Genomic DNA, 13,571 nt, shown 5'->3' with positions numbered 1-13,571 from the left:
CTCGGATCGCCTGGAAAAACCACAAGAACGGTTCCCGGAACCCACGGGCCCAGTTCCGAAAAGAAGTGGCCAGGACAACCATCGCCCGTTCCCCTCTGGTCGCCGGAAACCTCGGCGTATTCGACTGCTCCGGGGTATCGGATGGGGCAGCGGCAGCGATCGTAGTACGGGCCGAGGACGCGTACCGCTACACCAAGCGCCCCCTGTTCGTGAAGGCGTTGTCCTTCGTGTCCGGTGCGGCAGACGGTAACATCGACCCAAACTACGACTTCACGACCTTCCCGGAGGTCGAGGCATCCGCAAAGGAAGCCTACCGCCAGGCGGGCGTGTCCGATCCTCGGGCTCAGATCGCGATGGCCGAGGTGCACGACTGCTTCACCGTCACCGAACTCGTCCTCATGGAGGATCTCGGCTTCGCCCCCCGCGGAACCGCATGGAAGGACGTTCTGGCTGGGGCGTTCGACCTGGACGGCACACTACCGGTCAACCCCGACGGCGGACTGAAGGCATTCGGTCATCCTGTGGGGGCGTCAGGGCTTCGCATGCTCTATGAGTGCTGGCTGCAGCTTCGTGGTGAAGCTCCGGAGGAGCGGAGCATTCCCAGCACGGGAAAAACTATGGGCTTGACCCACAATCTCGGCGGAGGCCCCGGCGAGTGTGTATCGTTCGTATCCATCGTCGGGACGGAACGCCCATGAGCACCGTCTATACGACCATGCTCCAAGTCACGCCGAACAGAGCAGCAGACAGGCGCTAACACCGGATCTCCTATGACAGCGCGTGCCGCGACAGCCGAGGGCGGTCGCGGCACACCGCCAGTTACTCGTGTTCAGGTGGGTGTCTGGCCGATTTTAGTCGTTTGATAATCCGACCATTCTCACGCAGCATATAGTCGTCCAGGTTAACTGAGCGCGTCATCGTCCAGTAGTCGACAACACGCCAGGGCATTGCGGTCACCACGCGGCCTTTGGAGTTGCGGTACCACGTGTCCATACCCTGGTGCGTCCACACCATCCGCTCATGCGCCTCGTCAAGTTCCTGGTTGTACCGGTCACTGACCTCCTGCCTGCACTCAAGGGAGCTGATGCCCTCGCAGAGCATGTGTTGCAGGGCATCGATGATGTAGTTGATCTGGCTTTCCGCCAAGTAGATGAAGCTGCCGCCGTGGCCGAGGTTGGTGTTCGGCCCGTACATGAAGAACAGGTTCGGGAAACCTGGCGTTGTGATGCCCAGATACGCGCGAGCATCGTCTGCTCCCCACAGATCCTGAAGCACTTGTCCATTCACGCCGGTGGCCTGGTAGCGGATGGGGTTGTGGGCCTCGAAACCCGTGGCGAGGACCACGATGTCCGCGGGCCGCTTCTCCCCATGGACCGTGACAACTTCCGTCTCCGTCAGCGCCGCGACCCCAGCCGTGATGAGCTCGACCTGAGGCTTCTTCAGTGCGGCGAACCATCCGTTGTCCAGCAGCATCCGCTTTCCGAATGGCGGATAGTCCGGCAATGCCTTCTCCACAAGGTCGGGCCTACCTTCGAGCTCCCTCATCAGGTATGCCGTGAAGAACTTGCGGTGTGAGTCATTGACGGCGTTCAGGGACCGTTCCGGATGCGGCCACGTAGGGTCCTTCTGCAGTGACGCGTGGATCCGGTCGTTGTAGGCCCAGGCGAGCTTGGAGCGATACCAGGAGCGGTAAAACGGCACATTGTCCATGAGCCAGTGCATCCGCTCATCGACCGATCGGAAGTAGTTGCTGTTCGGCGACACCCACTGCGGCGAGCGCTGGTAGACGTCGAGAGCTCCCACCGTGTCGGCAATGGCGGGGATGATCTGCATGGCGCTCGCGCCAGTCCCGATGACGGCGACACGTTTGCCAGTCAGGTCCAGACCCTCAGGCCAGCGCGCCGAGTGAAACACCGGTCCCTTGAACCGCTTCGCCCCCTCGAGCTGTGGGATTTTCGGAATGTTCAGCTGACCGACAGCCGAGATGAGGACGTTTGCGGTCAGCTCCTCTTTCGTGCCAGCCGCGTCCTGGACGATGACTGTCCACAGTTCCGCGTCATCGTCCCAGGACGCTGCCACCACCATGGTCTCGAAGCGGATCTTCTTATGAAGATCGAAATGCGTGGCGAGTCCGTCCAGATATTCCTCAAGCTCCGAGCGCTTGCCGAAGTGCATACTCCACGCGCGCGGGAAAAACGAGAGAGAATAGAGGTAGCTCGGGGTGTCGACTCCGCAACCCGGGTAGCGGTTCTCGATCCACGTGCCGCCCACGTTGGCGTTCTTCTCGATAACCGTGTAGGCGATCCCGGTGTCCTGGAGATGCTTGGCGGCGGTCATGCCCGAGATGCCAGCACCGACGACGATCACGCGGAATTCGTTGCTGGCGACGAATGGCACCGGCGCAGGCCTGGGTCGGAATCCCATCTGCTCGGCTGTCATCGCCTCGAACTCCTCGGGAACCTCCTCGGCGACACACAGCTCGAGTAATTCCAGTAACTGCCGACCAGTGGGAGCGGGTATCGCGACCGGTGCTCCCGCAGCCCAGTCCAGCACTGCCCGTTCGACCTCTGAGCGGATTTCCTGTTGCACCGCGGGGGGAAGGCCGCCGTCATCGTGGTCGTCCGTACCACGGGCACGAGTCGGCCGGTAGGGTGGGCGTGTCCACTTGCGGTCGCCGGTGAGCTGCACCAGCAGCGGTACCAGCGTCGGAATGTTGGCCACGCCCAAAGCCTCGTGCAGCGCCACAGGATCGATGTGGGTGCGGGCCCCAGCGACCGACATCATCTCTCCTTCCATGGCAGCAGGCCACCTGCCGCCAGCGACGGTCCATGCGGGACTTCGTCTGTTCTAATTTAGTTTAGATACTATCTCAAGGCAAGCAACTCACACCCGGTCGTCAGATCGACCCCATCGGCAACCATGAGCAACCTTGCGGCAGGGCTTCAGCGCTGCCGCTCCCCTTCGAACACACCGTCTATTGATCTTTAGCCGGCGCACTTGGCCAGGCCGTGCTCTCGCAGGCCAGGACCCAGACGTTCTAGGCGCCCGCTACCGGCGCATCCGCGCCAACCGGGGGTCCCAGAAAGTCATCGTCGCGGTGTCCCGCTCGATCCTGATCACCATCTGGCACCTGGTCAACGACTCGGACTCCCGATATCACGACCTCGGCGCCGACCACCACGAGCGGCACAAGGACACCCGCAAGCAGATCGCCAGCCACATCCGGCGCCTCGAGCGCCTCGGCCTCCGAGTCACCCTCATCCCCAGGATGCGGCGACCACGGCCTGACACACCGTCCCGACCAACCGGACACCCCGCCCAACCCACGACGCCAGGCCACGGGTCAGGTCCGTCTGCCCAGCCTCACGTTGATTTTCGTTCTAGGACTGGCACACCGCGTTACCCCGGATCCACGCCGAGATCACCGAACGACTCAACCCGCCCCTGCCCCGCCCTCGCCCCTGCAAGATCAAATATGGCCGACGCAACGACTACAGAAGTCCGGCCAGCCCGCCCCCACCACCCCGGACCTGCCACCATCCACCACTACCCCGTGACAGCAGAATGATCAAAATAAGCCGAGCGACATCAGTCTATGAACCACTACCCTCAGTAGATGTTGATCTACGATATCTTCCATTTATTCTATTTTCGTTTTGATCCAATGATCCCGATACCCCTTCGCACCACAAGACACGCTTGCAAGGCGCTATTTTCTAACTAGAGTTAGGGGTCGAAGGGGGAGCAGTGGACAAGATCGTCAATAGCGCTGCCGAAGCAGTGGCAGATATCGTCAGGGGATCATCGCTGGCCGTCGGCGGGTTCGGGCTCTGTGGTATCCCACAGGCCCTCATCGAGGCACTGTTGGAGACCGGGGTCGACGACCTCAAGACGGTCTCCAACAACTGTGGCGTTGATGAGTGGGGACTGGGCTCGCTTCTGCGAGCCAAACGGATCAGCCGCACCACGGGCTCCTACGTCGGAGAGAACAAGGAGTTCGAGCGGCAGTTCCTGTCCGGCGAGCTCGAGGTCGAACTGGTCCCGCAGGGCACGCTCGCCGAGCGACTCCGCGCCGGTGGCGCGGGCATCCCCGCTTTCTTCACTCCCAGTGGCGTCGGGACACAGGTTGCACTCGGAGGGCTTCCTCTCCGCTACGACGGGTCGGGTGCTACGGCGAAGGCGTCGGAGCCCAAGGAAGTCCGCACCTTCGACGGCGTGGAGTACGCGCTGGAGCACGCGATTGTCTGCGACTACGCTCTCGTGCACGCTCGCTACGGCGATCGGCACGGCAACCTCGTCTATGAGAAGTCAGCGCAGAACTTCAACCCACTCTGCGCCGCTGCGGGTCGCGTGACGATCGCGGAGGTCGAGGAGATCGTGAAGCCCGGCGACCTAGACCCGGCCCTGGTGCACACTCCGGGGATCTTCGTGCAGCGCGTGGTACAGGTGTCTGTGGAGAAGCGGATCGAGCGGAGGACCGTCCGTGTTGTCTAGGAATGAGCTGGCAGYACGGGTCGCTCTCGAGCTCACGGATGGGCAGTATGTCAACCTCGGGATCGGTCTGCCTACCCTGGTACCCAATTACGTGCCGGACGGCATACACGTCGTGCTGCAGTCCGAGAACGGCATACTCGGCGTCGGGCCATATCCGACCGAGGACACCGTCGACCCCGACCTCATCAACGCCGGTAAGGAGACCGTCACCCTCAACAAAGGCGGCTCGTACTTCGACAGCGCGACGTCGTTCGGAATGATCCGCGGTGGTCACATCGACGTCGCCATCCTCGGCGCCATGCAGGTGTCGGAGAAGGGCGACCTGGCCAATTGGATGATCCCCGGAAAGATGGTCAAGGGGATGGGCGGCGCGATGGATCTTGTGCACGGGGCCAAGCGCTCGATCGTGATGATGGAGCATACCGCCAAAGACGGCTCACCCAAGATCGTATACGAGTGTTCGCTGCCCTACACAGGACGCGCGTGCATCCAGCGCGTCATCACCGACCTCGCCGTATTCGATATCGAGCCCTCAGGACTCGTCCTGYGCGAGCTCGCGCCAAGCGTGACCGTCGACGACGTCCGTGCCGCCACCGAACCCGACTTCGCCGTCGCGCTCTATTAGGACTGAGCTCAACGTCTGGACCGGCGCCTGCCACACCTGCCACCACCCCTACAACCCGTTACCAGAACGAAAGATTCACGCACCTTCAGTCACCTAACAAAGCCCTACATGTGCCGTGCCCACGAGTGTGAGGTCGAAGACCTCACGAAGGCCGATCATGTACGAATGGGGTGAGTCTCCCTCGGACACCAAAACGGTCACGTTTGAACCCCGGTCCCGGTTGGGTCCGGGGTTCGTCGGATCGGCGGGAAGTGGGCCGTTCGGGCGCTGTATGACGTCCCTGGGCCGCACCAGTTTCAGGTCAGCGCTCTGCGCGCCGGATGATCGTCTCCGGCCCCTACCGAGGCGGGGACGGATTTCGATCTTCGCGTCTTCGTCGTTCTTCGCCTCCGTCAGCCGTGCGGCAAGATCAGGGGCGAGGAGGTGAACGAAGCCTTCGGTGAGATCCGCGCCCTGCACCTGGTCATCCATGATCCAGAGGCGGGCGAAGACGGCTTGGTTGAGCTGTCGGCGTACGTCAGGCGGAGCGCTGAGGTACAGCCGATGCGCGTTGGCGCAGAGCAGCAGTCGAGTTTGGTCCGGTTGCTGTGCTGCCGCTTCACCGGCTCGGCCATGRCCTGTTCGCGGATGGCCGCGATGCGAGTTTCGGTGAGCTGGATGCGGGACCAGTAGTCCGCGACGGCCACCTCGACGTCAGCGATCAAGACTGTCGACTGTGTACAGTTCTCCTTCTTGGCCCGGCCGAGGCAGTAGAAGTACGGGATTGACCGATTATCGTTCGAGATGTCGGCTTCCGTTCTGCTCCGGAGAGTTCCTTTGGTACCGCCTCTCGGAACCGAAGAGAGCGAGAAGGAACAATGCCAGCACGAGGACAACGGCTGCGGCTGTTATCAGTCCAGACATCATGGCGCTCCGCTTGATGACGACACCGGCTGTGTGGGCTCGGGCCTCGTGACTGGYCGACCGACCGGAACCTACGCCGATCTCTGGACGGTGTGCGCGGACACCCGGTTGTCCGGCAGCGGTAGCACCCAGTGGGCGCGGGCGAGGGATTGGGCGGCATTGACGACTTGATCGGCGTACCGCTCGTAGTAGCGGGACAGCAGGGTGAGATCCACGGCCCTGTGCATGCCGTGGGACCAACCCGAGTCGGTCACCGTGGCCATCAGCTCCCGGTGGATCCGGTCGATGGGATCGTCGCCTGCGGTGAGCTGGCGGACAGCCGTGGCCGTGTCGTCGGCGTGAATCGCAGTGGCGAGGCCGCAGGCCTGTTCGGAGCATAGCCGGCCCATCCGGGTAAGGCTGGGACACAGGTCGGCGGGGAGCACCTGGGCGGGGGCCCGACGGTCGGCGGTGGTGGCAATGTGGTCGGCGAGTTCGGCCATCCGTTGCACGGCCAGGGTGATCCGCTGTCCGGCTATGACCAGCTGCAGGTCCCCGGCGACCGGGGCTTGGCGGGCCAACAGCGTGACCAGGTCGTTGTTCGCCTCCTGGCAGGTGCCGCGCAGACGGGCCACGGAGAGGTGCACGCAGACGGTGTCGGCCTGTTCGGTCACCGCGGCGGTCGCGCCAAGGATGATCTCGCAGGCCTGTGTGGCGAGCGAGCTCAGCATGAATCGGAGCCGGTGCAGTTCTGCGGTGTACTCCCACCGGCGCGGTCCGGGAACGTCCATGCCGGCATCGTCCACCATCCACCCGTCAATATTCCATGTAAAACTCGTTAATATGTCGTGTAAAATTTACCGGCACACCGTACGAGGCCGTGCGAGATGGACGACGGTCGGACCCTGGAGCCGGCCGTCGCTGCAGGTCCGGTAAGAAATAATCCCTGAGAACCACTTCAGAAATAGCCCCGCCCGGTATGGCAGCTCCCAAGCTGGACCGTCGACACGCCGAGTGCTGAAACCCGTGTTCGTCCAACATCAGAACAAGATCCAAAATGGGTTCCGCTGGCCGCCCCACCCAGAGGCGGGCTGACGGCTCTTCAGGATTCCCGAGAACTACTCTTCTCAGCCGGTCTTCTTGCGAGAACAGCGAAGACGGGGAGGTGTGGTCAACTGCAGCTTCGCATGACGTCATAGCGTCCGACAAAGTTTCCCGGCGACAGGCTTGGGAGGTCTCCACGGGACGTGGACACGAGATCCGTCCACCGCTGTGAACCAGCCAGCAGGGCGAGACACCCTGCCGCTGATCGCAAGCTGATTGCATGTAAATTTCGAGTATGCAGACAACCCGTGTCCGTGTGGCGCGGCGCACGGCAGGCTTCCTCCGACCGGCCCGCGCATCGCGCTCACACATACAGGGGTGGCGTCCCGAGCTGCCGCCCGGTCGTATGTTGCAAGTCCCCGGCCGCGGGGAGGTTTTCGTGCGGCAGACCCGGGCCGACCGGGACGGTGTACTGCCGGTGTTGCTGCTGCACGGGTGGACCTRGTCGCTGGACGTCAATTTCTTCGGGTTGATGCCACCGCTGTCCCAGCGGCATCCGATTGTCGGCCTGGACCAGCGTGGCCACGGACGCGGACTGCCGATCGCCGGGGAGTTCTCCATCGCCGACTGCGCCGAAGACGTCATAGCGGTGCTCGACGTCCTGAATATCGACCGTGTGATCGTGTGCGGATTCTCCCTCGGCGGCTTGGTGGGAACGCATATGGCGTTGGCTCATCCGCAGCGGGTCGCGGGCCTGGTCCTGGCAGCTTGCGCGCTGAACTACCGGCAGAACCGCCGCGACCGCCTGTTGTGGACCGCTCTTGCGACGGCAGCCCCGCTGGCTCGCCTCAACCGGGGAAACTCGCTGCCCGCGCGCTACTTCGGAGCCAATCGGCGCAGCGGGACTGATGTGGTCAACCGATGGYCGTGGCTGCACGCCGAACTAACCCGTACCCCACTGGCCGCCGTCCTGGCCATAGGCCGTGCCGTGCAACGCCACGATCTGCGCGGACGTGTTCAACCGCTCCGAAACGTGCCGTCAGTCGTGCTGCTGACCGACAACGACACGCTGTGCCGCCCCGCCTTGCAACGGCAACTGGCCGACCAGCTCGGGGCACATGTCATCCCGGTAGCAGCCGATCATGATTTTCCGGTGGTCCATCCCGACCTGTTCGCCGCCGCCGTGCTGGACGCAGTTGCCAGGGTGAACGCCCGCGTGAGCGGGGCGTAGCGCTGCTCGGTCGCGCTCATTTCCGCGCCGTGCCTTCCCCAGGACCTCGGCATGATGACTGATCCACAACTAGTAGGGCTTTGTTAGGTGACCAAAGGTGCGTGAATCCCTCGGCCCCGTGTCGGACCGGATCTGAGCGGCCGAATGACCTTCCTTCCGTTGGGCCTACCTGACCGCGTCGGCCAGAAGGTCGWCCTGGCCGGGTTCCGGGTTGCACGGGAGCAGCACCAACTCGTCGCACCCCGCATCGGCGAAGGCGGCGACAGCGTCGCGGACCGCCCTGCCGTCGGTCAGCGCACCCGCCACCACCTGTTCGGCGTACGCTCCGGCGAACGCGTAATAGTGCCGGAGGTAGCTCTCAGCATGTGCGCGTGCCTCCGGCCCCAGGGAGAAGTAACCGAGTGCCGCCAGCCGTGGCCGGTCCTTGCGGCCGCGGGCTTCCCACGCAGCCTTCGCCTGCGCGGCGGCCGGCCCGAACGCCTCCGGCGGCGCCCCACCCGCGATCCATCCGTCCGCGTGCTCGGCGGCCCGCTGGAAGGACCTCGGTGACTGGCCTCCGATCAGCAACCCGGGACGAGCCGGTGGGGTGGGCCCGATCGCCCCCGCGTCGCCGCGCGGCTCACCGGACCAGATTTCAAGCGTGTCCACCAGCATCTTTTCGAATCGTCGTCCCCGGCCAGTAAAAGGAACGCCGCCGGCCTGGTAGTCGTCCTCCCGACCGCCCAGGCCGAGACCCAGCACCAACCGGTTGCCGGAAAGATGCTGGATACTTGCGGCCTGCTTGGCGAACAACGCCGCATTGACCCGGTACGGAAGAATCGCGATGGCGGTCAGGAGTTTGATCCGCTCAGTCACCGCCGCTGCGGCCGCAAGCGTGATCAGAGGCTCGTCATTGGGGTAGACGAGACGGTCGATGACGCCGAGTGACAAGAATACGGAGCGGTCCGCCCGTTTGGCCCACTCGAGGATCTGACTGCCTTCGACGCCGGGAATGGTGGAGGGCAACCCGATCGAGACGTCCATYTCCCGTGCTCCCACTCTGGCGATTTCGGGTACTTTCCGGCACCGGACATTTTGTGCGCGACCGGGCAATCATCCGTCATCCACAATATCCGTGGGGACGCTGGCGCCAGCGTAGCTGGCGGTGACCGCATGCACAACCGGTCTCCAGGTTCAACTCAGCAAGCAGCAAAAGGGGGGACTGGTGCATTCGCGTGCACCGGTAGATCTTGACTGCAAGTCTTCCGGCGCCGAGGCGTCCCCGACGCGGCTCCGGGCGGCTGGTAACCCATTGATCGGGGCGCATGGGCGCGTCCGGCGGGAAGATCTACGGTGCAGATCGGCTGTGATCGGCGAATGCAACAGTCAGTCCCCGCCGTGGCCACCACGAACTCGGCGTCGGCACCAGACTGCGACTGCTGGTATCGGCTRCCTTCACCGAGCTCATCCTGACGGTCTGAGCAACATTCAGACAGGGTCCGCCATGTCTTGCTTTCCCGCGACGTAACAGGCCACCGTGGGATACGGAGAAACGCTTGTCAGCTGGGGTTGTGGACGAAGCCGAGCGTGTGCTGAACGGCTCTTTCGATCGCGATCACGAAGCAGATACGGTCGGGGCCGCGGCTGGGGAAGGATAGATTGGTGTATTTGACGCTGATCGGATCCATGTACCGGCAGTCTTTGTCACGGCGTTTCTCGACGACCCGTCCCTTGAGCGTGGCCATACGATATGGGTCCGCCATGTCCACGACGGACAGGCCCACCCGAGGGTCGCGGCGCATATCCTTTGCCTTCCATGACCAGTCGGCGGTGCACACGAGCACGTGATCGCCTTCAAGCCCGACCCACACGACTTGGTTACGGGGGGAACCGTCTGCCCGCAGGGTGGAAAGGTGCACGTAGTTGGGCGCGTCCAGGAGCGCCCGGATGTCCGTGGGAATCGGGATCGTGGGGTGGTCGGTGGATGTCATAGGATTCCCGGCTGTGCCTGGATGGCGGAGGATGGCTATCTCGTCTCACGCAGGACGGTGAGGACCTCGTCGGGTCCGACGCGCCACCGGTAGTCGCTGGAGACCGCGGCGAAACGGACGGTCCCCTCGGTGTCGATCACGAACGTGGAGGCTGCCGGCAGTTCGTGGCTGTCGTCGCCGTTGACCTGTTCGAGGTCGATGCCGAGCTGTTTCTGCATCGCGGTCGGGGCGTCGGCCTGCCGGAAGACCAGGCCGTAGGCCCGGGCCACCGTGTTGTGGACGTCGCTGAGGACGGTGAAGCGCAGCTGCTGCTGTTCGGTGAACGTCAGTGAACTGTCGGGTGTCTGCGGGGAGATGGCCACGAGCGTCGCGCCGGCGGCCTCGATGTCGTCCAGCGCCGTCTGGAAGGCGTTGAGCTGCAGGTTGCAGTAGGGGCACCAGGCGCCGCGGTAGAACACGACCACGATCGGGCCCCTGGCCAGCAGGGTGCTCAGCGTGACGTCCGCGCCGTGGACGTCGGGCAGGGTGAAGTCGGGCGCGGGTGCGCCGACGGCGGGTGCGCCGGCAGCGATGCTACGGGTAGCCAGCATGTCGGCTTCCGCGTCGAACGGGTCGAGCGCGTCACCGAACTGGTCGCGAAGCTGGGCGCGTAGCCGCACGGCCGCATCGGTCAAGGACGTGGCGGGGGTGGAGGTGGTCGACATGCCTGTCACGCTAGACCGAGCGGATAAGCGGATGAATGCCCGATGGTGGCGGTTTCTTGTCCGATAGGCTCACGGTGTTCGCGCTATGGTTGATGTCGTGGACCCGCTGACCGACGTCCTCGATCTTGCGCGTGTCTCGGGTGCCGTGCTTGCCCAGCTCCTCGCCCATGCGCCGTGGGGGGTGGCGGTCGATCCGCAGCCCGGTGCCACTTTCCATAGCGTCCTGGCGGGATCGTGCTGGCTGCGCACCGCCGACACGCCGCCTCGGCAGCTGCTGCCCGGCGACGTGGTGCTGCTGCCGACCAACCTCCCGCACACGCTTTCCAGCGGCCCGGACACACCGGCGATATCACTGGAGCAGGTCACCAGGGCGGGGCCGCGCACACCCGAGGGGATGATCGAGCTGTCCGGTGACGGGGCTGCCACGCATATCCTGTGCGCCGCCTACGATTATGATCACGAGGTCGCCCAGCCGCTGTTGTCGCTGTTGCCCGGTGTCCTGCACCTGTCCACCGCCCTTCCCGGTGATGACGGGGCGGTCGCCGCGACGCTGCACCTGCTGCGCTTCGAGCTGGGCGGCAATCCACCCGGATCGCGTGCCGCCGTCGGCCGGCTGATCGATGTCCTGCTCGTGCATGTCGTGCGCGCCTGGCTGCGTACACAGCCCGACGGTGAGGCGTCGTGGTTGCGCGCACTGCGTGACCCCGTCGTCGCGCGGGTGCTCGCGTTGCTGCACGACCAGCCGCAGCGGCCGTGGAACCTCGAGGCGCTGGCCGCCGCGGTGCACGTCTCCCGCGCGACGCTGACCCGGCGTTTCGGTGAGCTTGTCGGCGAACCGCCGCTGACCTACCTGACCCGGTGGCGTATGGACCTGGCCGCGCAACGTCTGCGGGAAACCGACGACCCGATCGCCGCGATCGCCGCCGACATCGGATACACCAGCGAGTATGCGTTCTCCCGGGCTTTCAGCCGTGCCCGCGGCCAGCCGCCCGGGCGCTACCGGGCGAGGACCCGCGCGACGACGGCCCGGGCTCCCTCAGGGCGGCGGCTTCCCCTACAGGACCAGCATCCCGACCGTCACCAGGCCGTTCCCGCCGCCCTCTGACCGTCGTTGACCGGGGCGGACAGGCCCCGCCGCCGGCGCGCTCGTCCTGCTGTTCGGCCTGCCGGTCAGCCGCATCCTCGCCCCGACATCACCGAACGCACGGCCATCACCACCACGACAAGCCCCGCCGGCCGCACCATCACCCTTGTGCAGGCCTGATGCGGGGCGGGGCCACCTTCACCCTGAGGCCATTTTCGACTCAGGAACCGGGGTTCCGATCTCGGGCGGCAGGGCTACGGCGCTGGACGCCGGTAACCGGATTCGTCGCTCTTCCGGTAGCTACCTGACACTGTGGGTGGAGCCCCGAGTATGAGTACCATGAGCCCCTCCGCTGATGATCAGAATCAGGCGCGCCGCGCCGGTGGGGGTGGCAGTGGCCGCCCCCACGTACGGGTCCCCAATGAACGGGTCCTCTTCGCGCGGATGCGCACGTCGCAGGACCGCGCGGCCGATGCGATCACGTCGTTTGCGGGTTCCTTATCGGTACGGCTCTTGGTCTCGGCCCCGAGGAGATCGAGCGGCACGCTCAGGAGATCATCGCGCAGGCCAGGGCGGACATCGTTCAGCCGTCCGCACCCCCGCAGTTCTCGGCGATCACGAACGAGACCCGTCCCTGAAACGACCGTCGCAGGGACGACCACGTGAGTCAGGATGTCGACGAGGCCGCCTTCCTGGAGAGCAGTCTGATCCAGAGCGTCGTCCTCGGAAACTCCTGGTGATCAGCTAGGCGGTCGGCCGGTCCGGGATCGGCGGCGCGTACGACATCGTGTGACACGTCAGGTCCATCAGGTTGCCCCTTGTGGTCACCCTTCGWGGGGATCCGGGCGGCCGGGCAGCGTGAACGTCTCCGGTCCGGACCCGGTCCCGCGTCACGGGGACAGCGCGGTGACGAGACAGTAGATCCCGGCGGCGGCCCACATCCCGGCCCAGACGAACCGTCCCACATCGCGTCCGGTCGATCCGACGGAGAACACCGTCGGGTCGGCCTCGTGGTGGACGAGTACCCGCCGCCCTACCCGGTAGTTGCGTTCCGTCGCCGACCGGGCCCAACCGACGTGGCGGGTGCCGTCGCGGGTGACGTACTCCACCTTCGGCCGGTAGAAGGTCACGTCGTCACCGTGTTCCTTCCTGTCGACGTCGACGACGACGCCCTGGGCCACACGGCCGGTCAGCCGGCTCACGAGCCGGCGTTGCAGGCGCCAGAGCTGCTCGACGGCCCAGGCCAAGAGCAGAACACCCCCGATGCCCAACCCCCAGCGGCTCTCCGTCCCGCCTTCGGTGCCGCCGGCCAGCGACACGTGCGGCTCGGCGAGGCCGGTGACGGCCCATGCGGCCGACAGGAGCTCCACGCGATCGCCCGCCCCTCCACATCGCCTGTCCGGACCCGGCGTGAGCCGGTGTTTTTCCCCGCGGCTACGGAACGGCGCAAACACCCCCATGCAAGGTAACTGATCCGTTGCGGGTATGCCTTCCGTGGCGCTGCCGTGGGTGGTCTCGATGGTGCGGCGTGAGACGG

General features: G+C 65.0%; 11 protein-coding genes and 1 pseudogene. 6 read left to right on the top strand and 6 right to left on the bottom strand.

What is annotated here, in order from left to right; translation table 11 throughout:
* Nucleotides 1–698 (top strand): annotated as a pseudogene (locus BL254_RS11715) (acetyl-CoA acetyltransferase); the annotation flags it as partial.
* A 121-nt stretch (nucleotides 699–819) separates the two neighbouring features.
* Here BL254_RS11715 and BL254_RS11710 read toward each other — a convergent pair.
* Entirely contained in the window at nucleotides 820–2,781 is a 1,962-nt protein-coding gene (locus BL254_RS11710) for an NAD(P)/FAD-dependent oxidoreductase (RefSeq protein ID WP_047221853.1), read from the bottom strand.
* Between the two features lie 966 nt (nucleotides 2,782–3,747).
* Here BL254_RS11710 and BL254_RS11705 point away from each other — a divergent pair.
* The 3 genes from BL254_RS11705 to BL254_RS11695 all read left to right on the top strand — a co-directional run bounded on the left by BL254_RS11705 (nucleotide 3,748) and on the right by BL254_RS11695 (nucleotide 5,791).
* The gene (locus BL254_RS11705; protein ID WP_047221759.1) at nucleotides 3,748–4,494 is read left to right on the top strand and encodes a CoA transferase subunit A; all 747 of its coding nucleotides are present in this window, start codon (nucleotides 3,748–3,750) and stop codon (nucleotides 4,492–4,494) included.
* A complete protein-coding gene (locus BL254_RS11700; protein WP_076843307.1) occupies nucleotides 4,484–5,119 on the top strand; it encodes a CoA transferase subunit B in 636 nt (211 codons plus the stop codon). Before BL254_RS11705 ends, BL254_RS11700 begins: the two co-directional genes overlap by 11 nt.
* 423 nt (nucleotides 5,120–5,542) lie before the next feature.
* Complete coding sequence (locus BL254_RS11695) at nucleotides 5,543–5,791, top strand: hypothetical protein (protein WP_076843306.1); 249 nt, start codon at nucleotides 5,543–5,545, stop codon at nucleotides 5,789–5,791.
* A 302-nt stretch (nucleotides 5,792–6,093) separates the two neighbouring features.
* On the opposite strand, the gene BL254_RS11690 is transcribed toward BL254_RS11695, so the two are convergent.
* Nucleotides 6,094–6,792, bottom strand: coding sequence for a PhoU domain-containing protein (locus tag BL254_RS11690; protein ID WP_083731006.1), 699 nt, complete (start codon nucleotides 6,790–6,792; stop codon nucleotides 6,094–6,096).
* A gap of 692 nt (nucleotides 6,793–7,484) precedes the next feature.
* Here BL254_RS11690 and BL254_RS11685 point away from each other — a divergent pair.
* Nucleotides 7,485–8,276: an alpha/beta fold hydrolase gene (locus BL254_RS11685; protein WP_076843305.1), complete on the top strand. Its 792-nt coding sequence runs from the start codon at nucleotides 7,485–7,487 to the stop codon at nucleotides 8,274–8,276.
* A gap of 165 nt (nucleotides 8,277–8,441) precedes the next feature.
* On the opposite strand, the gene BL254_RS11680 is transcribed toward BL254_RS11685, so the two are convergent.
* The 3 genes from BL254_RS11680 to BL254_RS11670 all read right to left on the bottom strand — a co-directional run bounded on the left by BL254_RS11680 (nucleotide 8,442) and on the right by BL254_RS11670 (nucleotide 10,950).
* Entirely contained in the window at nucleotides 8,442–9,299 is an 858-nt protein-coding gene (locus BL254_RS11680; protein WP_076843304.1) for an LLM class flavin-dependent oxidoreductase, read from the bottom strand.
* 515 nt (nucleotides 9,300–9,814) lie between these two features.
* On the bottom strand, nucleotides 9,815–10,246 hold the full coding sequence (locus tag BL254_RS11675) for a TIGR03618 family F420-dependent PPOX class oxidoreductase (RefSeq protein ID WP_047221763.1): 432 nt from the start codon (nucleotides 10,244–10,246) through the stop codon (nucleotides 9,815–9,817).
* Nucleotides 10,247–10,281: 35 nt separating this feature from the next.
* Complete coding sequence (locus BL254_RS11670) at nucleotides 10,282–10,950, bottom strand: peroxiredoxin-like family protein (RefSeq protein WP_047221764.1); 669 nt, start codon at nucleotides 10,948–10,950, stop codon at nucleotides 10,282–10,284.
* 85 nt (nucleotides 10,951–11,035) lie between these two features.
* On the opposite strand from BL254_RS11670, the gene BL254_RS11665 reads away from it, so the two are divergent.
* Entirely contained in the window at nucleotides 11,036–12,055 is a 1,020-nt protein-coding gene (locus BL254_RS11665; protein ID WP_083731000.1) for an AraC family transcriptional regulator, read from the top strand.
* 869 nt (nucleotides 12,056–12,924) lie between these two features.
* On the opposite strand, the gene BL254_RS11655 is transcribed toward BL254_RS11665, so the two are convergent.
* Complete coding sequence (locus tag BL254_RS11655; protein WP_047221765.1) at nucleotides 12,925–13,404, bottom strand: DUF3592 domain-containing protein; 480 nt, start codon at nucleotides 13,402–13,404, stop codon at nucleotides 12,925–12,927.
* Between the last annotated feature and the right edge of the window lie 167 nt (nucleotides 13,405–13,571).

Origin of the sequence: Protofrankia sp. BMG5.30, assembly GCF_001983005.1 — a bacterium.
Classification (GTDB): Bacteria; Actinomycetota; Actinomycetes; order Frankiales; family Frankiaceae; genus Protofrankia; species Protofrankia coriariae.
The sequence above is the reverse complement of the archived record's forward strand: the minus strand, read 5'-3'. Positions and strand labels throughout refer to the sequence as shown.

Bases quoted from the DNA above. Each gene is read 5' to 3' on its own strand.
- BL254_RS11710 (WP_047221853.1), bottom strand. From the start codon at position 2,781: ATGTCGGTCGCTGGGGCCCGCACCCACATCGATCCTGTGGCGCTGCAC.
- BL254_RS11690 (WP_083731006.1), bottom strand. From the start codon at position 6,792: ATGGACGTTCCCGGACCGCGCCGGTGGGAGTACACCGCAGAACTGCAC.
- BL254_RS11675 (WP_047221763.1), bottom strand. From the start codon at position 10,246: ATGACATCCACCGACCACCCCACGATCCCGATTCCCACGGACATCCGG.
- BL254_RS11670 (WP_047221764.1), bottom strand. From the start codon at position 10,950: ATGTCGACCACCTCCACCCCCGCCACGTCCTTGACCGATGCGGCCGTG.
- BL254_RS11665 (WP_083731000.1), top strand. From the start codon at position 11,036: ATGGTTGATGTCGTGGACCCGCTGACCGACGTCCTCGATCTTGCGCGT.